This is a genomic window from Rhodoferax mekongensis (assembly GCF_032191775.1).
GTDB classification, from domain to species: domain Bacteria; phylum Pseudomonadota; class Gammaproteobacteria; order Burkholderiales; family Burkholderiaceae_C; genus Allorhodoferax; species Allorhodoferax mekongensis.
Genome location: NZ_CP132507.1, coordinates 2,947,730 through 2,970,095, shown reverse-complemented (window position 1 = coordinate 2,970,095; position 22,366 = coordinate 2,947,730). Strand labels below are relative to the sequence as shown.

General features: G+C 57.9%; 20 protein-coding genes and 1 tRNA gene. 15 read left to right on the top strand and 6 right to left on the bottom strand.

From position 1 onward, the window contains the following. Window positions 1–138 precede the first annotated feature (138 nt). Entirely contained in the window at window positions 139–2,376 is a 2,238-nt protein-coding gene (locus RAN89_RS14145; RefSeq protein ID WP_313866907.1) for an NADP-dependent isocitrate dehydrogenase, read from the top strand. Window positions 2,377–2,480: 104 nt separating this feature from the next. Here RAN89_RS14145 and RAN89_RS14140 read toward each other — a convergent pair whose 3' ends face one another. Next, on the bottom strand, window positions 2,481–2,939 hold the full coding sequence (locus tag RAN89_RS14140; protein ID WP_313866906.1) for a DUF192 domain-containing protein: 459 nt from the start codon (window positions 2,937–2,939) through the stop codon (window positions 2,481–2,483). A gap of 174 nt (window positions 2,940–3,113) precedes the next feature. On the opposite strand from RAN89_RS14140, the gene icd reads away from it, so the two are divergent. The 3 genes from icd (at window position 3,114) to clpA (ending at window position 7,259) form a co-directional block, all read left to right on the top strand. Then, the gene (gene icd / locus RAN89_RS14135) at window positions 3,114–4,367 is read left to right on the top strand and encodes an NADP-dependent isocitrate dehydrogenase (protein WP_313866905.1); all 1,254 of its coding nucleotides are present in this window, start codon (window positions 3,114–3,116) and stop codon (window positions 4,365–4,367) included. 147 nt (window positions 4,368–4,514) lie between these two features. Next, the gene (clpS, locus tag RAN89_RS14130; RefSeq protein ID WP_087494229.1) at window positions 4,515–4,871 is read left to right on the top strand and encodes an ATP-dependent Clp protease adapter ClpS; all 357 of its coding nucleotides are present in this window, start codon (window positions 4,515–4,517) and stop codon (window positions 4,869–4,871) included. A 78-nt stretch (window positions 4,872–4,949) separates the two neighbouring features. Further along, the gene (gene clpA / locus RAN89_RS14125; protein ID WP_087494228.1) at window positions 4,950–7,259 is read left to right on the top strand and encodes an ATP-dependent Clp protease ATP-binding subunit ClpA; all 2,310 of its coding nucleotides are present in this window, start codon (window positions 4,950–4,952) and stop codon (window positions 7,257–7,259) included. A 53-nt stretch (window positions 7,260–7,312) separates the two neighbouring features. Here the strand turns inward: clpA and RAN89_RS14120 are convergent, their stop codons facing one another. Continuing rightward, window positions 7,313–7,828: a DUF1499 domain-containing protein gene (locus tag RAN89_RS14120; protein WP_313866904.1), complete on the bottom strand. Its 516-nt coding sequence runs from the start codon at window positions 7,826–7,828 to the stop codon at window positions 7,313–7,315. A 94-nt stretch (window positions 7,829–7,922) separates the two neighbouring features. On the opposite strand from RAN89_RS14120, the gene RAN89_RS14115 reads away from it, so the two are divergent. Next, complete coding sequence (locus RAN89_RS14115) at window positions 7,923–8,849, top strand: patatin-like phospholipase family protein (RefSeq protein WP_428984454.1); 927 nt, start codon at window positions 7,923–7,925, stop codon at window positions 8,847–8,849. A 185-nt stretch (window positions 8,850–9,034) separates the two neighbouring features. Here RAN89_RS14115 and RAN89_RS14110 read toward each other — a convergent pair whose 3' ends face one another. Beyond that, window positions 9,035–9,580, bottom strand: a complete 546-nt coding sequence (locus tag RAN89_RS14110) for a phasin family protein (protein ID WP_313866903.1) — start codon at window positions 9,578–9,580, stop codon at window positions 9,035–9,037. Window positions 9,581–9,869: 289 nt separating this feature from the next. Between RAN89_RS14110 and RAN89_RS14105 the strand changes: the two genes are divergently transcribed. The 6 genes from RAN89_RS14105 (at window position 9,870) to RAN89_RS14080 (ending at window position 16,177) form a co-directional block, all read left to right on the top strand. Beyond that, window positions 9,870–10,322, top strand: coding sequence for an acyl-CoA thioesterase (locus RAN89_RS14105; protein ID WP_313869402.1), 453 nt, complete (start codon window positions 9,870–9,872; stop codon window positions 10,320–10,322). Next, the gene (locus RAN89_RS14100) at window positions 10,319–11,014 is read left to right on the top strand and encodes a nitroreductase (protein ID WP_313866902.1); all 696 of its coding nucleotides are present in this window, start codon (window positions 10,319–10,321) and stop codon (window positions 11,012–11,014) included. The genes RAN89_RS14105 and RAN89_RS14100 overlap by 4 nt, the downstream gene beginning before the upstream one ends. A 107-nt stretch (window positions 11,015–11,121) precedes the next feature. Then, window positions 11,122–12,372 (top strand): nicotinate phosphoribosyltransferase, encoded by a 1,251-nt coding sequence (pncB, locus tag RAN89_RS14095; RefSeq protein ID WP_313866901.1) that lies wholly within the window; start codon window positions 11,122–11,124, stop codon window positions 12,370–12,372. Next, entirely contained in the window at window positions 12,369–13,367 is a 999-nt protein-coding gene (locus RAN89_RS14090; RefSeq protein ID WP_313866900.1) for a 2-hydroxyacid dehydrogenase, read from the top strand. The genes pncB and RAN89_RS14090 overlap by 4 nt, the downstream gene beginning before the upstream one ends. A 132-nt stretch (window positions 13,368–13,499) precedes the next feature. Further along, complete coding sequence (locus tag RAN89_RS14085; RefSeq protein ID WP_313866899.1) at window positions 13,500–14,927, top strand: DNA recombination protein RmuC; 1,428 nt, start codon at window positions 13,500–13,502, stop codon at window positions 14,925–14,927. Then, window positions 14,924–16,177: an MFS transporter gene (locus RAN89_RS14080; protein WP_313866898.1), complete on the top strand. Its 1,254-nt coding sequence runs from the start codon at window positions 14,924–14,926 to the stop codon at window positions 16,175–16,177. Before RAN89_RS14085 ends, RAN89_RS14080 begins: the two co-directional genes overlap by 4 nt. A gap of 46 nt (window positions 16,178–16,223) precedes the next feature. Here the strand turns inward: RAN89_RS14080 and RAN89_RS14075 are convergent, their stop codons facing one another. From RAN89_RS14075 to earP, 3 genes are all read right to left on the bottom strand, one after another. Beyond that, the gene (locus tag RAN89_RS14075; protein ID WP_313866897.1) at window positions 16,224–17,093 is read right to left on the bottom strand and encodes an LOG family protein; all 870 of its coding nucleotides are present in this window, start codon (window positions 17,091–17,093) and stop codon (window positions 16,224–16,226) included. A gap of 137 nt (window positions 17,094–17,230) precedes the next feature. Continuing rightward, window positions 17,231–17,785: an elongation factor P gene (gene efp / locus RAN89_RS14070; RefSeq protein WP_313866896.1), complete on the bottom strand. Its 555-nt coding sequence runs from the start codon at window positions 17,783–17,785 to the stop codon at window positions 17,231–17,233. 118 nt (window positions 17,786–17,903) lie between these two features. Further along, the gene (gene earP / locus RAN89_RS14065; RefSeq protein ID WP_313866895.1) at window positions 17,904–19,112 is read right to left on the bottom strand and encodes an elongation factor P maturation arginine rhamnosyltransferase EarP; all 1,209 of its coding nucleotides are present in this window, start codon (window positions 19,110–19,112) and stop codon (window positions 17,904–17,906) included. A gap of 48 nt (window positions 19,113–19,160) precedes the next feature. On the opposite strand from earP, the gene uvrC reads away from it, so the two are divergent. The 4 genes from uvrC to RAN89_RS14045 all read left to right on the top strand — a co-directional run bounded on the left by uvrC (window position 19,161) and on the right by RAN89_RS14045 (window position 22,336). Continuing rightward, entirely contained in the window at window positions 19,161–21,131 is a 1,971-nt protein-coding gene (uvrC, locus tag RAN89_RS14060; protein ID WP_313866894.1) for an excinuclease ABC subunit UvrC, read from the top strand. A 19-nt stretch (window positions 21,132–21,150) separates the two neighbouring features. After that, window positions 21,151–21,726, top strand: a complete 576-nt coding sequence (gene pgsA, locus RAN89_RS14055; protein ID WP_313866893.1) for a CDP-diacylglycerol--glycerol-3-phosphate 3-phosphatidyltransferase — start codon at window positions 21,151–21,153, stop codon at window positions 21,724–21,726. Window positions 21,727–21,971: 245 nt separating this feature from the next. After that, window positions 21,972–22,244 carry an HU family DNA-binding protein gene (locus tag RAN89_RS14050; protein ID WP_066709320.1) on the top strand — a complete coding sequence of 91 codons (273 nt, stop codon included), beginning with the start codon at window positions 21,972–21,974 and terminating at the stop codon, window positions 22,242–22,244. 16 nt (window positions 22,245–22,260) lie between these two features. Next, a tRNA-Val gene (locus tag RAN89_RS14045) sits at window positions 22,261–22,336 on the top strand. The last annotated feature ends 30 nt before the right edge of the window (window positions 22,337–22,366 follow it).

Below are 22,366 nucleotides of genomic sequence, written 5' to 3'. Positions count from 1 at the left end.
AATTTCACATTGCGGTAACACATTGCAAAAATTGCAATTTGGGTCAGACCACTGAAAGCACAATCACGCACTATCCGGCGATTGCTGCCAATTTCCATACATGGGGCAGCAACAAACATCATTTTTTGGAGATAAGAGATGAGCACCCAGCAACCGACCATCATCTACACATTGACCGACGAAGCCCCCCGTCTGGCCACTGCTTCCTTTTTGCCTTTGATCCGGACATTCACTGCGCCCGCCGGGATCAATGTGGTGGTGTCTGATATCTCCGTGGCGGCCCGCGTATTGGGTGAGTTTTCTGACTTCCTCAAGGACGACCAGAAAGTACCGAACACCTTGGCTGAATTGGGCAAAAAGACGCTGCAGTCCGATGCCAACATCATCAAGCTGCCCAATATCAGCGCCTCAGTGGGTCAGTTGGTAGCTTGCATCAAGGAACTCCAAAGCAAAGGCTACGCGATCCCTGATTACCCGGAAGCTCCCAAGACAGACGAAGAGAAGGCTATCCGTGCCCGCTACTCCAAGTGCACCGGCAGCGCCGTGAACCCGGTTTTACGCGAAGGCAATTCCGACCGCCGCGCTCCCAAGGCTGTCAAGGAATACGCCCGTAAAAACCCCCACAGCATGGCCGAGTGGAGCCAGGCATCACGCTCACACGTGTCCCACATGCACCATGGTGACTTCTACCATGGTGAAAAATCTATGACTCTGGACCGCGCACGGGACGTGAAGATGGAATTGATCACCAAGAGCGGTCAGACCATTGTGCTCAAACCTAAAGTGTCTTTGCTGGATCGCGAAGTGATCGACAGCATGTTCATGAGCAAGAAGGCATTGCTGGAGTTTTACGAACGTGAAATTGAGGACGCACGCAAGACCGGCGTGATGTTCTCCCTGCACGTCAAGGCGACCATGATGAAGGTGTCCCACCCCATCGTGTTCGGTCATTGCGTCAAGATTTTCTACAAGGATGCGTTTGAAAAACACGGCGCGCTGTTCAAGGAACTCGGCGTGAATGTGAACAACGGCATGGCGGACCTGTACGGCAAGATCGCCACATTGCCCCAAAGCAAGCAAGACGAAATCAAGCGTGACCTGCATGCATGCCACGAGCACCGACCTGAGTTGGCCATGGTTGACTCAGCCAAGGGCATCACCAACTTCCACTCCCCCAACGACATCATCGTGGACGCTTCCATGCCCGCTATGATCCGTAACGGCGGCAAGATGTGGGACGCCAACGGTCGCCTGAAGGACGTCAAGGCTGTGATGCCTGAATCCACCTTTGCCCGCATCTACCAGGAGATGATCAACTTCTGCAAGTGGCATGGTGCATTCGACCCCAAGACGATGGGTACTGTACCCAACGTCGGCTTGATGGCCCAGCAAGCCGAAGAATATGGTTCTCACGACAAGACCTTTGAAATCACCGAAGACGGCATTGCCAACATCACGGATCTGGCCACAGGCGAAGTGTTGTTGAGCCAGAACGTGGAAGCGGGCGATATCTGGCGCATGTGCCAAGTGAAAGACGCTGCCATCCGCGATTGGGTCAAGCTCGCGGTCAACCGTGCCCGGAACTCCGGCATGCCCGTGGTGTTCTGGCTGGACTCTTACCGTCCTCACGAAGCCCAGTTGATCACCAAGGTCAAGATGTATTTGCACGAGCACGACACGACCGGTTTGGACATCCAGATCATGAGCCAGGTACGCGCCATGCGCTACACATTGGAACGCGTCATCCGCGGTCTGGACACGATCAGCGCAACCGGAAATATCTTGCGCGACTATTTGACAGACCTGTTCCCCATCATGGAGTTGGGTACCTCGGCCAAGATGTTGTCCATCGTGCCTTTGATGGCGGGTGGAGGCATGTACGAAACGGGCGCGGGCGGATCAGCGCCGAAGCATGTGCAGCAGCTTGTGGAGGAAAACCACTTGCGTTGGGACTCTTTAGGTGAGTTCCTTGCTTTGGCAGTTTCCCTCGAAGATTTGGGTTTGAAGACGGGCAACGCGAAGGCCAAGGTTTTGGCGAAAACGTTGGACGCTGCCACAGGAAAATTGCTGGACAACAACAAGAACCCATCCCCCAAAACGGGCCAATTGGACAACCGCGGAAGCCAGTTCTATTTGTCTATGTACTGGGCACAAGAATTGGCAAGTCAGACCGAAGACGCTACTTTGGCCGCTCAGTTCGCACCCTTGGCGAAAGAACTTGCTGACAAAGAGTCTGTCATTGTTGCCGAATTGGCTGCGGTTCAAGGCCATCCAGTTGATATCGGCGGATACTACCTTCCCGATGCGGCCAAGTTGGATGCCATCATGCGTCCCAGCGCAACTTTGAATGCAGCACTCAGTTCCGTTGCAGCGTAAGCACTAAACTTGCTTGTGAGTCTGATGGCTCACATCAAAAAGAGGGGCGGCAGACTCAGGTCTGACGCCCCTCTTTGCACTTTGAAGCTATTGAGCGTGCCTGTCTATTGAACGCGGGATTCGAATGGTGTACCTGTCAACTTGGCACCAGCTTTTAATCCGCGTTTGGAGAACCAGCCCTGGTTCATTTCGAGCACATAGCGCACTGGGCGCAGGGCACAATGGGAGTCGGTGGTTTGAGGCTTCATGTCCGCAAGATTTACGATGGTGCCATCATCTGCAATAAACGCGGCAGTTAAAGGTATCAATGTGTTTTTCATCCAGAAACACAGCCCGGAAGGTTGCTCAAAGACGAAGAGCATGCCTTCGTACTGTGGCATTTCTTTGCGGTACATCAGGCCGGTGGTGCGCTGGTCTGAAGTGCGGGCTACTTGGGCTTCTATCTGGTACATGCCTGCACCCAATTTGATGCGGGGCAAATCCATTTGAGGGGCCTCTTGCGCCCCGGAGAAAGCGGTTGCGGCAAGCAATGCCGCCGCAAGTAACAGTTTCAGATGTTTCATTCGGCAGAGGCCATACAAATTGGCAATTGGTTGAGGCCTGATTGTGGGCCATGGATGAATTACGGCCGCTTACTTTACAACTAGAATGAAATCTCAATTTGCACTTGGAGGCCGCAAGGCCCTGAGGGTGTTTCATTCTTCGACGACATCCAGGGAAACCGGAGCTTAGTTCTTATGTATCAGCATATTCAGGTACCGTTGCAAGGTCAAAAAATAACTGCCAATGACGATAAGACATTGAATGTGCCCGATCACCCGATCATTCCTTACATCGAGGGTGACGGCATTGGTGTGGACATTACGCCCGTCATGTTGAAGGTCGTTGATGCTGCGGTGGAAAAAGCCTACGGTGGCACTCGCAAGATCGAGTGGATGGAAATCTTTGCAGGCGAAAAGGCAACGCGTATTTATGGTCCTGATGTGTGGCTGCCTCAGGAAACATTGGATGTTGTGCGCGACTACCTGGTCTCTATCAAGGGTCCGCTGACAACCCCGGTCGGTGGGGGTATCCGTTCATTGAACGTGGCGCTGCGTCAAGAGTTGGATTTGTATGTGTGCCTTCGTCCGATCCAGTATTTCAAGGGCGTTCCCAGCCCCCTGAAGGAGCCGGAGAAGACCAATATGGTTGTTTTTCGTGAGAACTCTGAAGACATCTATGCCGGTATTGAGTTTGAGGCGGGCTCAGAGAAAGCTAAACGGCTGATCAAGGTATTGAGCGAGGACTTCGGTATCCAGAAAATCCGGTTCCCCGAGACCTCGGGTCTGGGTGTAAAGCCAGTGTCTCGTGAAGGCACCGAGCGTTTGGTCCGCAAAGCAATTCAGTATGCAATTGACAATGACAAACCCAATGTGACCATTGTTCACAAAGGCAACATCATGAAGTTCACTGAAGGCAGCTTCCGTGATTGGGCTTATGCCTTGGCGCAGCGTGAATTCGGCGCCCAGCCGATTGATGGCGGCCCGTGGTGCCGGTTCAAGAACCCGAACACGGGTAAAGACATCATCATCAAGGACAGCATTGCCGATGCATTCCTGCAGCAAATTCTGTTGCGACCAGTGGAATACAGCGTGATTGCGACTTTGAACCTGAACGGAGACTACATCTCCGATGCCTTGGCTGCCCAGGTGGGCGGTATCGGAATCGCACCGGGCGCAAATCTCTCAGACACCGTTGCGATGTTTGAAGCGACCCACGGTACTGCCCCCAAATACGCAGGTAAAGACTATGTCAATCCCGGTTCAGAGATCCTCTCCGCAGAGATGATGTTGCGCCATATGGGTTGGAAGGAAGCAGCAGACCTGATCATCCGATCGATTGAAAAGTCGATAGCAAGCAAAAAAGTGACTTACGACTTTGCCCGATTGATGGACGGTGCCCAACAAGTGAGCTGCTCCGGATTTGGCAAAGTCATGATCGACAACATGTAAGCGCAACGGTTCCTTGACCTATAGCCCTAAAAACCGCGTACAGCGCACGTTGTACGCGGTTTTTTCATTACCCATTGAAAACACATGTTTACGCCTCATTTGTCCGACAACGGCGGGGCTTGCTGCCTTGCTCGATAGAATCATTTCATGGCTACAAACATCCCCAAACCTCCCGCTGTGAAGCCGCCCCCTGCTGGTGGCGATGATGGAACGGTCGTACTGGAGCGCTTGTCCCAGCGCGTTCAACCCCCCTCCATGTACCAAGTGGTCATGTTGAATGATGACTACACACCCATGGAGTTCGTGGTGGTGGTCATCCAGGAATTTTTCGGCAAAGATTTGGAAGCGGCGACGCAGATCATGCTCAAGATCCATTTGGATGGGAGGGGTGTCTGTGGTGTGTACCCTAAAGATATTGCGGCAACCAAGGTGGATCAAGTTCTCGAAGCGGCCCACAAAGCTGGGCACCCATTGAAATGTGTCAGCGAGCCCGTAGATCTGTAGGGGAAAGCGAAAACTTCGGTCCAGAGCCCCAGAAATCGGATTACAGTTAATCAACACAAGGCAAAAAAAGGAATTCATATGATTGCCCAAGAATTGGAAGTCAGCCTGCACATGGCTTTCGTGGAAGCCCGTCAGCAGCGCCATGAGTTCATTACCGTAGAGCACTTGTTGTTGGCCTTGCTGGACAACCCCAGCGCGGCGGAAGTACTGCGTGCGTGCGCCGCAAACATTGACGATTTGCGCAAATCGTTGACCAATTTCATCAAAGACAATACGCCTCAAGTTGCAGGCACGGATGAGGTGGACACCCAACCAACCCTGGGTTTCCAGCGCGTCATCCAGCGCGCCATCATGCACGTGCAAAGTACCGGCAGTGGCAAGAAGGAAGTAACCGGCGCCAATGTTCTGGTGGCGATCTTTGGTGAGAAAGATTCCCATGCGGTCTACTACCTCCATCAGCAGGGTGTGACCCGTTTGGACGTGGTGAATTTCATTGCTCATGGCATCAAGAAGACCGATCCGCCAGAGGCTACCAAGTCCAATGAGAGCCCCGCTGAAAGCGAAGAGGGTGTGAGCGAAAAGAACGAGAAAGCCTCGCCCTTGGAGCAGTACACACAGAACCTGAATCAACTGGCCAAAGAAGGCAAGATAGATCCCCTGATTGGTCGCGACTACGAAGTGGAGCGTGTCATCCAGATCCTGTGCCGTCGTCGCAAAAATAATCCCTTGTTGGTGGGTGAGGCGGGTGTCGGCAAGACCGCGATTGCTGAGGGTCTGGCATGGCGCATTTCCCAGAACGATGTACCTGAAATCCTCGCGGACTCCGTGGTGTATTCGCTCGACATGGGCGCACTACTAGCAGGAACCAAGTACCGCGGCGACTTTGAACAACGCCTGAAGGCAGTGCTCAAATCCCTGAAGGAAAAACCCAATGCAGTGCTATTCATTGATGAAATTCATACTTTGATTGGTGCGGGCGCTGCATCGGGCGGCACTTTGGACGCCTCCAACCTGCTCAAGCCTAGCTTGAGCTCCGGGCAACTCAAGTGCATCGGCGCGACCACCTTCACCGAATATCGCGGCATCTTCGAAAAAGACGCCGCGTTGTCCCGTCGTTTCCAGAAGGTCGACGTCGTCGAGCCGACCATCGACCAGACAGTGGAAATCCTCAAGGGCCTGAAATCCCGCTTTGAGGAGCACCACAACGTGAAGTACGCAGTAGCTGCGCTGCAAGCGGCCGCTGAACTGAGTGCAAAGTACATCAATGACCGCCACCTGCCTGACAAGGCGATCGATGTGATTGACGAAGCGGGTGCTGCCCAACGTATCCTGGCACCGAGCAAACGCAAGAAGACCATCAGCAAGACAGAGGTCGAGGAAATTGTGGCGAAGATCGCCCGCATTCCCCCGGCCAATGTGTCGAATGATGACCGCAGCAAGCTCAAGACCTTGGAGCGTGACCTCAAGAGCGTAGTCTTTGGTCAAGACAAGGCTTTGGACGTATTGGCCTCGGCGGTCAAGATGGCACGCTCTGGTCTGGGCAAAGGCGACAAGCCGATTGGTTCATTCCTGTTCAGCGGCCCCACGGGCGTCGGCAAGACAGAAGCGGCCAAGCAGTTGGCCTACATCATGGGTATCGACCTGATTCGCTTTGACATGAGTGAATACATGGAGCGTCATGCTGTCAGTCGCTTGATCGGTGCGCCTCCTGGCTACGTGGGTTTTGATCAAGGCGGCTTGTTGACCGAAGCCATTACCAAGAAGCCGCACGCGGTGCTGTTGCTGGATGAAATCGAAAAGGCGCATCCGGACATCTTCAACGTGCTGTTGCAGGTCATGGACCATGGCTCGTTGACAGACAACAACGGCCGCAAGGCAGACTTCCGCAACGTGATCATCATCATGACCACGAATGCAGGCGCCGAGACCATGAACAAGGCCACCATCGGCTTTACCAACCCCCGCGAAGCCGGTGACGAAATGATGGACATCAAGCGCTTGTTCACGCCGGAGTTCCGTAACCGCTTGGACGCGATCGTCGGATTCAAGGCTTTGGACGAAGTCGTGATCCTGCGTGTTGTCGACAAGTTCTTGCTGCAACTGGAAACCCAGTTGGCCGAAAAGAAGGTGGAAGTGACCTTCACCGACAAGTTGCGCAAGCACCTTGGCAAGAAGGGCTTCGATCCACTGATGGGCGCCCGCCCCATGCAGCGTTTGATCCAGGACACGATCCGTCGTGCTTTGGCTGACGAGTTGCTCTTTGGGCGTTTGGTGGACGGTGGTCGCCTGACAGTGGATCTGGATGAGAAGGACGAAGTGGTGCTCGACATTCAGCCCTTGCCCAAGAAAGAGGGCAAATCCAAGCCTGAAGAGGCTACTGCCGGCTGATCGCTTAGAAAGCTGAAAGCCCGCTGCGCAAACGCTCAGCGGGCGACAAGGGCTCAGTTCTGCTGGAACTGGGCCCTTATGTTTTCTACACGGGTACGGTTGGCAGCAAAGTCTTTGCGACCGATTCGACTTGCCGAGCGCACGTGAATCACGTTTTCTGCAGGGCTTAACCAGAACTCCACATCATCTGTGAACTTCAAGGTCGGTGTGGTGCTCTGAGCGTATAGGTAGTCCGCAGTTTCAGTTACCAATACTGTTTTAGGCATGCTACGCAGAATCCCGGCGAGTTTCTTTAGTGCCGCTTGGCCATCACCACTGAAAGTGAAAGGTGCAATGTCTGCATACCCACGTAACGGGTGATCCGGGTAGAGCTTGGCCTGGCTGCTCACACTGTTTGGCGTATTCGAAGGTGGTTTCAATCGCCCGTCTTTCACGCCAAGGTCCTGCGGTACTTTCCCGGTGAGAAAGCCGAGCTGTCCGGCAAAAAAGATCAGGGTGGGCAGTACGATTGCAATAAAACCGATGAACCAGATGGCTTTCACGAGGACTCCTTTGATGCGGTGTTTCATGGCTTGATGGTATGTGAATGTGGATGGTTTATCGAGTGGGCGTGACCGGCTGGTGACAGTGGTCGTGTGCAGAGGTTCTTCAAGGTGTTGTTCGATGTTGATATTAAGAAAAATACGTCTGTCCTGGGCATTGCTCCCGGTCGTACTGTTAGCAGGGTGTGCATCAGTGCCTTCCGCAGACAAGGGCACCGCGGTAGTCGGCCCGGATATGGCCGTGCCGGCGGGCACGATTCCCAAGCCACCGCCCAAAATCGGTCTGGCGTTGGGTGGAGGAGCCGCGCGCGGCTTTGCCCATGTAGGCGTCATTCAGGTGTTGGAAGAGAACGGCATCAAGCCCACGCTGGTCACCGGCACCTCGGCGGGTAGTCTGGTCGCTGCCATTTACGCCAGTGGCAAAAATGGGACTCAGCTTCAGCGCGTGGCGGAAACCATGGAGGAAGCCGCTATCGCAGATTGGACTTTGCCCATCTTCAGCCGTGGCATGCTGCGTGGTGATGCCTTGGCCAAGTATGTCAATGGCCAAGTGAGCGGTAAGCTGATTGAAGAGTTACCCATGCCCTTGGGTATCGTTGCCACTGACCTCAACAATGGCAACGATGTGCTGTTCCAGCGGGGCGATACCGGCACGGCCGTGCGGGCATCCAGCTCTGTGCCCGCAGTGTTTCAGCCCGTCAAGATCAACGGGCGTGAATATGTGGATGGAGGATTGGTGTCTCCCGTGCCTGTAGCTGCAGCGCGGCGGATGGGGGCGGATTTTGTGATTGCGGTGGATATTTCCAGTCCGCCAGAGGGCAGCCTGACAGGCGGAACCTTGGACATCCTGCTGCAGACCTTTTCCATCATGGGCAAGAGCATCAACCGGTTTGAGCTGAGGGAAGCTGATGTGGTGGTGCGCCCGGCACTGCAGGGCATCAGCAGCTCTGATTTCGGCGCTCGCAAACGTTCTATCGAAGCCGGCCGCCAGGCCATGCTCAAGTTGATTCCTGAGCTGAAAGCCGCATTGGCAGCCCGCGGCAAATAAAAAAAAGGCCCCGTTTTACAACGAGGCCTTGAAGGGATCCCTGAACCTGAAGGTTTCGAAAGGACCCGAGGAGACAACCGGTAGAAACAAGGAAGTTTCTGATAATTGAATTATCTCAGGGTTTTCCCTTGGTAGCTAGTGGTTGGGACAAAAAACCTCAATTGTTTTAGTGCCCCGTACCCAAATTAGCGCTTTTTCGCAGTAGCAGCCTTGGTAGCGTTGGTCGCAGTAGCGGCCACAGCATTGAAGTTGGCTTCGGCAACTTCAGTCGCTTGCTTAACTGCTTTTTGCACAGATTCCAAAGCATTGTTGGCAGCAGCCACAGAGCTCTTCATGATGGCGACCACAGATTCAGAACCTGCCGGGGCATTTTTGGCAGCGCTGTCGACCAGGCCGGCAAACTTTTTCTGAGCTTCAGCAGCTTGTGCTTCAGCATTCTTGGTGAATTCAGCGCCAGTGGAGGTAGCGATGTCGTAGAGGTGACGGCTGTAAGCAGCAGTCTTCTCAGCCAGAGGCTGCAGCAGGCCGGATTGCAGGGCCAACAGCTCTTGGGCGTCTTTCACGCTCAACATGGTTTGTGTGTGGGTAGCGGCTTCTGCCAGAGCTGCTTTGGAAGCAGTCAGGTTCAATTCCACAATCTTTTCCACGCCTTCGAAAGCTTTGTTGGTCAAGCCAAATAGGGTTTCGATGTTGGCTTTGTGGGAAGCGATAACTTGTTCAACGGTCAGCATAGAGATCTCCAAGAGTTAAGGTAAAAAATCACCATCTGCGCCGTAAGCATCTGTCCCTGTGGACTTTATGTTGCAGTGCAGCATGGTTCGAATTATAGGGAGCTTGTTTGTCAATGCAAGCACTTTTTGTTGCACTGCAACAAATTAGTGCAAATTTCCTAATTCGGGCTGGGCGAGGCGATTTTTCACGGGCGCGTCATGAAATGTTGGGGAGCATTTTTTGGATATATCCATCTTGCACACCCCAGTAACGGGTGCTGCGGCTGACCGTGCCGGTATCGCTGGCAAAATGGTTCACATGCAGCTGAACGCGCCCCTGAAGCCCCACGCCGAGCCGCGAAGTGCCTACCGGGTACTTCGCACCATCCCCACCCGCTGGAGCGACAACGATGTCTACGGCCACGTGAACAACGTGGTGTACTACAGCTGGTTCGACACAGCCGTCAACGCTTACCTGATGGAGCAGGGCGTGCTCGATATCCATGCGGGCAACACCATTGGCCTGGTGGTGGAAACCCAGTGCAACTACTTTGCTTCTGTGTCCTTCCCCGAGGTGGTGCAGGCCGGCATTCGGGTTGCCAAACTCGGTACATCCAGTGTGCGCTACGAAATCGGCATTTTTGGCGAGGGTGAGACCACCGCCGCCAAAGGCCACTTCATCCATGTCTATGTGGACAGGCTTACCCGCAAGCCGGTCCCGCTTCCTGATGCTTTGAGACAACTACTGGAGACCTTGCAATGACCGCAGCTATCGTCGATGACGCCATTCGCTCCCGCATGTCCGTCCGGGCCTTTCTGCCCAAGGATGTTGCCCGGGAAGATATTGAAGCCATTCTGGACGTAGCCAGCCGCGCGCCTTCGGGTACCAACTGCCAACCTTGGAAGGTCTATGTGCTGCAAGGAGCGAGCCGCGATGCGCTGGTGGATAAAACCTGCGCCGCGCACGACGCGATCCGCGCCAACCCCGAGCTGGCTGCGCAGTACCAGGAGGAGTACGACTACTACCCCGCCCAGTGGGTCAGCCCCTATATAGACCGCCGTCGCAAGAACGGCTGGGGGCTCTATGGCTTGTTGGGCATCGGCAAGGCCGACAAAGACAAAATGCACGTCCAGCACCAGCGCAACTTCCGCTTCTTCGATGCGCCGGTGGGTCTGATGTTCACCGTCGACAAGGTCATGGGGCGCGGCTCATTGGTGGACTACGGCGCGTTTCTGCAAAACATCATGGTGGCCGCGCGGGGTCGTGGTCTCCACACCTGCCCGCAGGCGGCGTGGAACGGCTTCTCCAGCATCATCCTTCCGCACATCGGTGCAGGCGAGGGGGAAATGCTGGTCTGTGGCATGTCGCTGGGTTACGCCGACCCGGATGCGCCGGTCAACACTTTCCACACTCCCCGCGTTCCGGTGGCCGACTTCACCCGCTGGATGGAATAACGGAGATGTGAATGAAAATGGCTGCTGGCGCACACTCTGTATGCGCGAGCAGCTCCTGAATTGATAGCAACTTTCCCCGCGGCCACGCATGGCCACTTGAACGCCTCATGATCATTACCAGTCTGCTGGACACCGACCTCTACAAATTCACCATGATGCAGGTGGTGCTGCACCAGTTTCCCGGGGCGCAGGTGGAGTACCGCTTCAAATGCCGCAACCCGGGCATGGATCTGGCAGCCCATTCGGCTGAAATCCGCGAGGAAATTCGCTCTCTTTGCAGCCTGCAGTTCCAGGAGAGCGAGCTGGCCTATCTGCGGTCCATGCGCTTTATCAAGAGTGATTTCGTCGATTTTTTGGGGCTGTTCCGCCTGAATGAGAAGTACATCACCGTCACCCCCCTGGCCGATGGCGAGCTCGACATCAGCATCGTCGGTCCGTGGCTGCACACCATCCTGTTTGAGATTCCGGTGCTGGCCATCGTGAACGAGGTGTACTTCCGCAACACCCAGCGTGTGCCGGATTTTGTGGAAGGGCGCAAGCGCCTGGAAACCAAGATCGAGCAGTTGCGCGCAGAGGGCTTGGAAGACCTGAAGATTGCCGATTACGGCACCCGCCGCCGCTTCTCCCGTGCCTGGCATGACGAAGTGCTGCGCGTGCTCAGCGCCAAGCTGGGCACCCTGCAAAGCCCCGGCAATGCGGTGGGGCGCCCTGGTCAGTTGGCCGGTACCAGCAATGTATTGCTCGCCATGAAGCTGGGGCTCACGCCACTGGGCACCATGGCCCACGAATACCTGCAAGCCTCTCAGGCTTTGGGCCCGCGCTTGCGGGACAGCCAGATATTTGCCTTCGAGTCCTGGGCCCGGGAGTACCGCGGCGACTTGGGCATTGCGCTCAGCGATGTGTATGGCATGAACGCCTTTCTGCGCGACTTCGACATGTACTTCTGCAAACTTTTTGATGGCGCGCGCCACGACAGCGGTGACCCGTTCACCTGGGGCGAGCGCATGATCGACCACTACTTGCGCAACCGGGTCAACCCGCGCACCAAAACCTTGATCTTCAGCGACGGCTTGACCATTCCTCGCACCATCGAGCTCTACCAGCAGTTCCGCGGGCGCTGCCAGCTGGCCTTCGGTATCGGCACTAATCTGACCAATGATCTCGGCTACACGCCGCTGCAAATCGTCATCAAGATGGTGCGTTGCAACGGCCAGCCGGTCGCCAAGCTCTCCGACACACCGTCCAAGAACATGTGCGATGACGAGAAATACCTGGCCTACCTGCGCCAGGTGTTTGAAATCCCGAGTCCGGTGGAAGCCCCCGCCGTGCCCGCCACCCAACCCCCTGTTTCAGCATGACATCATCCAGCTCCAAGCCCCGCATCCTGGTCAGCCGGGCCATCTTCCCGGAAGTGCTCGCCCAGTTGGAGGCGGTGTTCGAGGTAGAACACAACCAGGCGGACGCTGTCTGGTCTGCCCAGGACTTGACCGCCCGCCTGCAAGGTAAAGACGGGGTGCTCACCACCGGTGGCGAGCGCATCAGCGCTGAGCTGCTGCAGGCCTGCCCGCAGCTCAAAATCTGCGCCAACATGGCCGTGGGCTTTAACAACTTCGATGTGCCGGCCATGACGGCCAGAGGTGTGCAGGGCACCAATGCACCGGATGTGCTCACGGAGACCACCGCCGATTTCGGCTTCGCGTTGATGATGGCCACCGCCCGCCGCATGGCCGAGAGCGAACACTTTTTGCGTGCCGGTCTGTGGAAGCGCTGGAGCTACGACATGTTTTGCGGCAGCGACATCCATGGCGCCACACTCGGCATTCTGGGCATGGGGCGCATCGGGCAGGGCATAGCGCGGCGCGGCTTCCACGGCTTCGGCATGAAGGTGATTTATCACAACCGCAGCCGGTTGGATGCAGGGCTGGAAGCGGCTTGTGGTGCGCAGTATGTAGACAAATCGACGCTGCTCGCGCAAGCGGACCATCTGGTGCTGTTGCTGCCGTACTCGGCTGAGTCGCACCATAGCATCGGTGCTGCGGAGTTGGCGCTCATGAAGCCCACCGCCACCCTGACCAACATTGCGCGCGGCGGCATTGTGGATGATGCGGCCCTGGCCCATGCCCTGCGCAGCGGGCAGATTGCTGCGGCCGGGCTGGACGTGTTTGAAGGCGAACCCCAAGTGCACCCGGACTTGCTCACCGTGCCCAACGTGGTGCTGACCCCGCATATTGCCAGCGCGACCCTGAATACGCGCCGCGCCATGGCCCAGTTGGCCGCTGACAACCTGCTGCGCTTTTTTGCGACCGGCGAGGTGCTAACCCCGGTGAACACACTGGGCGCCGTGCGGCGTTGAAGCTTGGGCGGAGGGCACGTTCAAGCAAGCGCGCATCATGCCTTGTGTTTGGATTTGCTATTGAATTGATAGCTGCTTGCGCATATTCAATGGGCGCTAGAGGCTGAAATCATGCACAACTAGAAGGAATCTATGACGGAATGGATGGTGGTGGCGGGAGTGGTTTTAGGCCTGTTGCAACTCGTGTTGCTGGTGCTGCTGTTGCGTGGTCGCGCGGGTACTGATCCTCAAGCCCATGCCCAAGAACTGGCGCAACAGGAGACCCAGCGCCAGGAGCTGTTGGCCCGCCTGCAAAGCAGCAGCGAGCGTGTGGAGCGCGAGCTGCGTCGCGAGGTGCAGGAGAGCGCGCGCAGCGGCCGCCAGGAGCTTGCACAAAACCTCGCCACGTTCCAGCAAAGTCTGGTGCAGCAAACTGCAGAAGCCACCCGCACCCAGAACACCCAGATCGACGCCTTCGGCCAGCAACTCGCACTCTTGCAGAAGACCCTGTCCGACACCCTGGCCAACCAGCTAAGCGCGTTGAGCGAATCCAACGCCCGCCGCATGGCCGAGGTGCGCCAGACCCTCGAGGCCCAATTGGCCCAGCTGCAGACCACCAATTCCGCCAAGCTCGACGAGATGCGCGCCACGGTGGATGAGAAGTTGCAGACCACCTTGCAAGCCCGTTTGGGCGAGAGCTTCAAGCAAGTGGCTGAGCGGCTGGAGCAGGTGCACAAAGGGCTGGGCGAAATGCAGTCGCTAGCCCAAGGCGTGGGCGACTTGAAGCACCTGCTCACCAACGTCAAAACCCGTGGCATGTTCGGTGAGGCCCAACTGGCATCCCTCTTGGAGCAGGTGTTTGTGCCTGACCAGTACGCCACGCAGGTCGCCACCCGTCCCGGCAGCAAGAATGTGGTCGATTTCGCCATCAAGCTGCCCGGCAAATCGGACAATGGTGAGCCCTTGTGGCTGCCGATTGACGCCAAGTTCCCCAACGAAGACTACGAGCGGCTGCTCGACGCGCAGGGCAGGGCGGATGCCGCCGCTGCCGAGGCCGCCGGCAAGGCGCTGGAAATGCGCATCCGGCTGGAGGCCAAGTCGATTTCCGAGAAGTACGTGGAGCCCCCGCACACCACCGACTTCGCCATCCTTTTCCTGCCGACCGAAGGTCTGTATGCCGAGGTGCTGCGTCGCCCCGGCCTGATGGAGGCTTTGCAGCGCGAGCACCGCATCACCCTGGCCGGGCCCACCACCTTGCTGGCCATGCTCAGCTCCTTGCAAATGGGCTTTCGAACGCTGGCCTTGGAAAAGCGCTCCAGCGAGGTGTGGCAAGTGCTGGGTGCTGTCAAAACCGAGTTCAGCAAGTTCGGCGATGTGCTGGCCAAGGTCAAGTCGCAAACCGAGACCGTGCTCAAAACCCTGGACAGCGCCGAAGTGCGCAGCCGCGCCTTGGGGCGGGCACTCAAAAAGGTGGAGGCCCTGCCGGACACCCAGGCGCAGGCTTTGTTGCCCATTGATCGCGATGTAGACCGTGATGCTGACCTTGATAGGGACCGAGATGCCGACGGCGCCGGCCTATGAGCGGCCTGCACGCCCCTGCGCATTCCGCAGCTAGCACCCCCCAAAGCCCCTGGGCGTTACTGCGCCTGATCAGTGGCCATGTGTGCCTGCATGCCAGCATGGCGGGCATGCGACTGGCTGCGCCGCTGTGGGCCTTGCAGCAGGGCTACGGGCCGTTTGCGGTGGGTTTTTTGCTGGCCTTGTTTTCTTTGTCGCAGGTGTTTCTGGCGTTGCCGGCCGGGCGCTTTGCGGACCGGCATGGCTTGCGCAAGCCGGTGTCCTGGGCGGTGGTGGCTTCCATTGCCGGAGCCACTGCGGCTGCCCTGTATCCGCATTTCGCCGTGCTGTGTTTTGCGGCGCTGATGATGGGCGGTGCTACCGGTTCTGCCGCCATTGCCTTGCAGCGCCACGTGGGGCGGGCGGCCGCGGACGCCACCGATTTGCGCCGCGTGTTCAGCTGGCTGTCCATCGGGCCCGCGATTTCCAACTTTCTGGGCCCGGTGTGCGCGGGCTTGTTGATTGACCACGCCGGTGTTTGGCTGGGCGGCAAGGTGGCCGACCACAACGGCTTTGTGGCCGCATTTGCGCTGACGGCGCTGCTGCCATCACTGGCTTGGATGTGTGTGCGCACCACGCGGGAGCTGGAACCCGTGGTGCATGCGGGTGGCGTGCCCCCCAGTGCCTGGCCCCTGTTCAAAGAGCCGATGATGCGTCGCCTGTTGCTGGTGAACTGGTTGCTTTCCAGCTGCTGGGACGTGCACACCTTTGTGGTGCCGGTGCTGGGGCATGAGCGCGGCTACAGTGCTTCGGTCATAGGCACCATCCTCGGTGCTTTTGCGGTGGCTGCCGCGGTGGTACGGGTGTTTCTGCCGCTGCTGGCGTCGCGCCTGCGTGAATGGGCGGTGGTCACCACGGCCATGGTGGTGACGGCGCTGCTTTTCGCCGTCTACCCCTTGATGCCCAGTGCCTGGGCCATGGGCGTGTGCTCCGTGTTGCTGGGGCTGACGCTGGGCACGGTGCAACCCATGATCATGAGCACCCTGCACCAGATCACGCCGCATGCGCTGCACGGCCAAGCGATTGCGCTGCGGCTGATGACCATCAACCTCTCCAGCGTGCTCATGCCCATGCTCTTTGGCACGGCGGGCGTGGTGGTGGGGGTGTCGGTGGTGTTCTGGACCGTGGGTGCCCTGGTGGGGCTGGGTTCACACGCGGCCTGGCGCTTGCGGTCTGAGGATTATTTGTCGCCGGGCCGCCCCAAGGCAAATTAGCTCCCTTGGGGGGCAGCGGCCCGCCAAGCGGCAGAGCGTGGGGGCCTTACGTCGGAAGTCCGTAAAAGTTGCGGATGGTGTCCCAGGCGTCCTGCGGGTCGTCGGTGTAGTGCAGCAGGTCCAGGTCTTCGGGGGAGATGGCGCCTTCCTCCACCAGCACGTCCATGTTGATCAGGCGTTTCCAGTAGTCGGTGCCGAACAGGATGATGGGCACCGGCTTGGCCTTTTTGGTTTGCACCAGCGTGATCACTTCAAACAGCTCGTCCAGGGTGCCGAAGCCGCCGGGAAAAGCCACCAGCGCTTTGGCACGCATCATGAAATGCATCTTGCGGGTGGCGAAGTAGTGGAACTTGAAGCTCAAGGACGGCGTCACGTAAGGGTTGGCCCGTTGCTCATGCGGGAGGGTGATGTTCAGGCCGGGGGTGAGTGCACCCATTTCGTGGGCACCCCGGTTGGCCGCTTCCATGATGCCGGGGCCGCCACCGGTGCAGATGAACAGGCGCTCCTCACGGGGTTTGCGGGCGCTGTGGCCCGCGACCAGGCGGGCAAACAGGCGGGCATTGTCATAGTGCTTGGCGTTGCGCAGATGGCGCTTGGCGAGCCTCATCTGCTCGGCATCACCGGAGGCTTCTGCTTTTTCGGCAAAGGCTTGTGCCTCCTCGGGAGAGGGAAATCGCGCACTGCCGAAGACCACGATGGTGTTGTCCACGCCCTGTGCGGCCTGGTCCAGATCTGGCTTGAGCATCTCCAGCTGGATGCGGATGCCACGGGTCTCGCGGCGGAGCAGGAATTCAGGGTCTGCAAAGGCCAGACGGTAGGCGTCCTGGTCCAGGGCGCCGCCCTGGTCAGAATGGTTTTGCAGGTCCGCCCAGGCGTTGGCGATACGGCTTTCGTTGAGGTTTTGCGTGTTTTCCATGGCTTCATTGTGCGGCAGTTTCGTGGCACTCTGAAGGCAAGAGGCGTGCCGTTTTTTGCGGCTTGTTTGCGGCCATAAAAAAAGCTCCCGAAGGAGCTTTTTCCGGAGGGCCCCTAAGGGCCAGTGCAGTGCGTGGATTAGACGCGCTTGCGATATTCGCCGGTACGGGTGTCGATTTCCACCTTGTCGCCTTGCGCCACGAAAATTGGCACACCGATTTCAAATCCGGTGGCGATCTTGGCGGGCTTGAGCACCTTGCCGGAGGTGTCACCCTTCACAGCAGGCTCGGTCCATGTGATTTCGCGCACCACGCTGGTGGGCAATTCGACGGAGATCGCCTTGCCTTCGTAGAACACCACTTCGGTGGCCATGCCATCTTCGAGGTAGTTCAGTGTGTCGCCCATATTTTCGGCTTCCACTTCGTACTGGTTGTAGTCAGCGTCCATGAACACGTACAAGGGATCGGCAAAGTACGAGTAGGTGCACTCTTTCTTGTCCAGAATGATCTGGTCCATTTTGTCGTCCGCCTTGAACACGACTTCGGTACCGAAGTTGGCGATCAGGCTCTTGAGCTTCATGCGCACGGTGGCAGAGTTGCGGCCGCCGCGGCTGTATTCGGTTTTCAGGACGACCATGGGGTCTTTACCGTGCATGATCACATTGCCGGCGCGGATTTCTTGTGCGATTTTCATAGGATTGCGATGACGTTTGTCGCGTACAGCGACTGTAGGCCGCATTCTGCGGCGGGGCATGATTTGCCCCCCTTAAACCTTCGCAGTTCAGGCGGCAAATTCAGCAAAGCCTCGTATTTTATCGCCTTTTCTCTACAAAACTGAGCAGACCGCTCACCAAGTCGGGCTGCTGGCGCAGCCGGTCACGCCAGCCTTGCATCTGTAGACGCCAATCTCTCAAGGGCAAGCGACTCCAATCCAGCGCCGGTTGCTGGCCCGAGGCGCCGTGGTTCAGCGGCATTCCGTTCCATGCGGCATGGACCTGGCGCACGGTGGCGTCTGCGCCCATGCAGTCCAAAAATGCAGCGAGTTTTTCGCCATGTGCGCCATCGTCCTGGGGGTAGATGTGCCAGACAAAGGGCTGGCCGGCCCAGAGCGCGCGAACCAGGGAATCTTCCCCACGCACGAAGTTCAGGTCGCAGCAGTGCAGCAGGGCGTCGAAGTCTGGTTGGCTCATGGCTTCGAGGTAGTGAAGGCGCAAAGGGCTGTTGGGAAGCCCCAGCCCTGCCAAAGATTGCGCTTCGGGCAGCGCTTCAGTTACTGCACGCGTTGCCCGCCCCGGCGTCACCAGCAGCAAGGTGGGTGCGTCTGAGCGCATCCAGTCGGCCAGGGCCTGCGCCAGGGCGGCTGGCTCATAGCAAAAGAGGCTGATCAGGCGCTCGCCCGACCATGCCACGCCATGGTCTGCCAGCCAGGCGCCGCGCCAGGTGCTATCCAGCCCGTGTTGCGATTCTTCAAAGCTCGGCTCGCGCAAGAGGCCACCGGTGCCTGCGGTGAAGCCAGGGTAATAAAAGTGCTTGGTCCAACCTTTGGCGGGCCCTTGCATCACTGGCGAGGGCAGGGCGTGGCAGCGCTCCACATAGTCTTCGGCAGACAGGTACTCGAGATTGATCCACACCGGAGGTTTGGTGCCATTTATGGCTGTGGCGCTTATCGAATCTGCGCGAGCTGCTATAAATTCAGGAGCAATATGGCATCCGAAACCTTCAATCCACACATCGGCGGGCGGGAGATCGTGCAGCTTTGCAGCGTCCGCGGCTTCTTCCCATGCCCGCACGCTGATGCCGGACCATTGGCCTTGGCGGGCTCCGGGCGCCATCCAGTCCAGCGCGCTGCTGTCGTCCACCCATAGGCGTACGGTGTGGCCGCGTTGCGCAAGGTCCGCGCACAAACGCCAGCACACGCCGATGTCACCGAAGTTATCGATGACTTGGCAGAACACATCCCATAGCCATGCAGGGGCTGGGGTGTGTGGCTCGGGGAGCGGGCTTGCTGGCTGGGAGGACATACGCCCGATTGTGCACAAGGGCGCTGCGTGGGCCGACAATAGCGCCCCATGAGTGATACCCATCCTGAAGAGTTGTTGCGCGAAGTGGCAGCGCTCCCGTCCCTGCCCGGCGTGTACCGCTATTTCGATGCCGACGGACAGGTGCTTTATGTCGGCAAGGCCATCAACTTGAAAAAGCGGGTCAGCAGCTATTTCCAAAAAAACCATGGCGGCACCCGCATCGGGCACATGGTCAGCAAGATTGTGCGCATGGAGACCACCGTGGTGCGCTCCGAGGCGGAGGCGCTGCTGCTGGAAAACAACCTCATCAAGACGCTGAACCCCAAGTACAACATCCTGTTTCGCGACGACAAGAGTTACCCGTACTTGAAGATGACGGGTACTCCGCCGGTGCCCAAGAACATGACTCCCGCCGATGCTGCTGCTCCGGCGCGCGCGCCACAGCCAGTGGAGTTCGCCCGCGTGTCCTACTACCGCGGCGCGGTGGAGAAAAAGCATCGCTACTTTGGCCCTTACCCCAGCGCGTGGGCGGTCAAGGAGGCCATCCTGCTAATGCAGAAGGTGTTCCGCCTGCGCACCTGTGAAGATTCGATTTTTGCGAACCGCACCCGGCCCTGTTTGCTGTACCAGATCAAACGCTGCTCCGGACCGTGCGTCGGCCATATCCAGCCGCTGGACTACGCGCAGGATGTAGCGAATGCAGAGCGCTTCCTGCGGGGAGAAGCCCAGGATGTGATGCGCGGGCTGGAGTCCCGCATGATGGCGCACGCCGAGAAGCTGGAGTTTGAGAAGGCAGCTGAGTTGCGCAACCAGGTAGCCGCTTTGTCGAATGTGTTGCACCAGCAGTCGGTGGACAACGTGTCGGACCGGGATGTGGACATCCTGGCTGTCAAGGTGCAAGGCGGCAAGGCGTGTGTGAACCTCGCCATGGTGCGTGGGGGCCGCCATCTGGGCGACCGGCCTTACTTTCCGGTGCATGTTGAAGACGCCTCGGCCATGGAGTCTTCGGAAGAGGGCGTGGCCACTGCATCGGTAGAAGTGCAGGTACTCGAAGCCTTTATTGCCCAGCACTACATCCAGGTGCCCATGCCCTCGGTGTTGGTGGTGAGTGAGCCGGTGAGCAAGGGCTTGATGCAGGCACTGGCAGAGCAAACCGGCGTGAAGGCCTCAGCGATTCATCAGCCCCGCGAGCAGCGGCGCGCCTGGCTGGAGATGGCGCAAACCAACGCCGGCTTGCAGCTGGCACGCTTGTTGGCCGAAGAGGGTTCGCAGCAGGCGCGCACCCGCGCCCTTGCAGATGCCCTGGATCTGGCGCTCGAAAACCTCGACGAATTGCGTATCGAGTGCTTTGACATCTCCCACACCGCGGGCGAGGCGACGCAGGCCTCTTGCGTGGTCTTTCAGCACCACAAGATGCAAAACGCCGAGTACCGGCGTTTCAACATCGACGGCATTACCGGCGGGGACGACTACGCCGCCATGCGGCAAGTGCTCAGACGCCGTTACAGCAAGATGGCCGAGGCGATCCGGGAGGCCAAGCACAGCGGCACCCCGCCCAGCAATAGTACGCGCCTACCTGACTTGGTGTTGGTGGATGGCGGCAAAGGGCAGGTGTCCATGGCCAAAGAGGTTTTTGAGAGCTTGGGGCTGGACCTGTCGCTGATTGTGGGTATTGAAAAAGGCGAGGGCCGCAAGGTCGGGCTGGAGGAGCTGGTGTTTGCCGATGGGCGCGACAAGGTCTATCTGGGTGCCGATTCAGCGGCCCTGATGTTGGTGGCGCAAATCCGCGATGAGGCCCACCGCTTCGCGATTACCGGAATGCGCGCTGCGCGGGCCAAGGTACGCACCGGCGGCAGCAAGCTGGAAGACATTCCCGGCATCGGCCCCAAAAGGCGCGCCAGGCTGTTGCAGCGCTTTGGTGGCGTGCGCGGGGTGGAGCAGGCCAGCGCACAGGACATCGCATCGGTCGAAGGCATATCGCGTGAACTTGCAGAGGAAATCTACCGGGCGTTGCACTAAGGCGTGCCACAATCCAGCCATGTTTACCACCATCCCCACCATCATGACCTGGACGCGAATTTTCGCGATCCCCCTCATCGTGGGCGTGTTCTATCTGCCCGATAGCATGGCCAGCATCCACGAACGTAACCTGGTCGCTACGGTCATGTTTGTGCTGTTTGCGCTGACAGATTGGTTGGACGGCTACCTGGCGCGCAAGCTCAACCAGACTTCGTCTTTCGGAGCATTCCTCGACCCGGTGGCAGACAAGTTTTTGGTGTGCGCCTGTGTGCTGGTGCTGGTGCACCTGCAGCGAGCCGACGTGTTTGTGGCGCTCATCATCATCGGCCGGGAAATTGCCATCTCCGCCCTGCGTGAGTGGATGGCGCAGATCGGCGCCAGCAAGAGTGTGGCGGTTCACATGATCGGCAAACTCAAGACCGTGGTGCAGATGGTGGCGATTCCGTTCTTGTTGTTTGACGGCATGTTGTTCGGGCTTATCGACACACACATATGGGGTGTTTGGTTAATCTGGATTGCTGCGGTGCTCACGGTGTGGTCCATGGCCTATTACCTGCAAAAAGCGCTGCCTGAGATTCGCGCCCGAGCCCAGTGAGCGCGCCGGTTTTGTGGACTTGTCAACCGCATTCGGCATGACAATCGCTCACAAATAAAAATCTTTGAAGAGTGCGGGATGAACACAGATTTACGTCTAGAATTCGCCTCCGCGCTGCTTTAAATGCAGCGGCCGCAGGGTGTGGATTCCGTTAAAGATTTGTGCGTTGCGCAAACCCTCCGGAAAAAGCACCTCAGAATTTTGAAGAGACATCGTCTAACTCCGCTTCCGACTAAGGGGTCCTTGTGAATAAAACAGAATTGATCGAGCACATTGCCAAGCACGCTGACATTTCCAAAGCAGCTGCTACTCGCGCTTTGGAATCCACCATCGGCGCAGTGAAGACCACCTTGAAAAAGGGTGGCACAGTGTCCCTCGTGGGTTTTGGTACATTTGCGGTTGGTAAGCGCGCTGCTCGCACAGGTCGCAATCCACGCACCGGCGCTGCGATTAAAATCAAGGCTGCCAAGGTTCCAAAGTTCCGTCCAGGCAAAGCATTGAAAGATGCCCTGAACTGAAATCCGGTTTTCGGGGGGGTGATTAGCTCAGTTGGTAGAGCGGCGCCCTTACAAGGCGTAGGTCGGCGGTTCGAGCCCGTCATCACCCACCACCCCCACCCAGCAAAGGCGAACAAATTGTT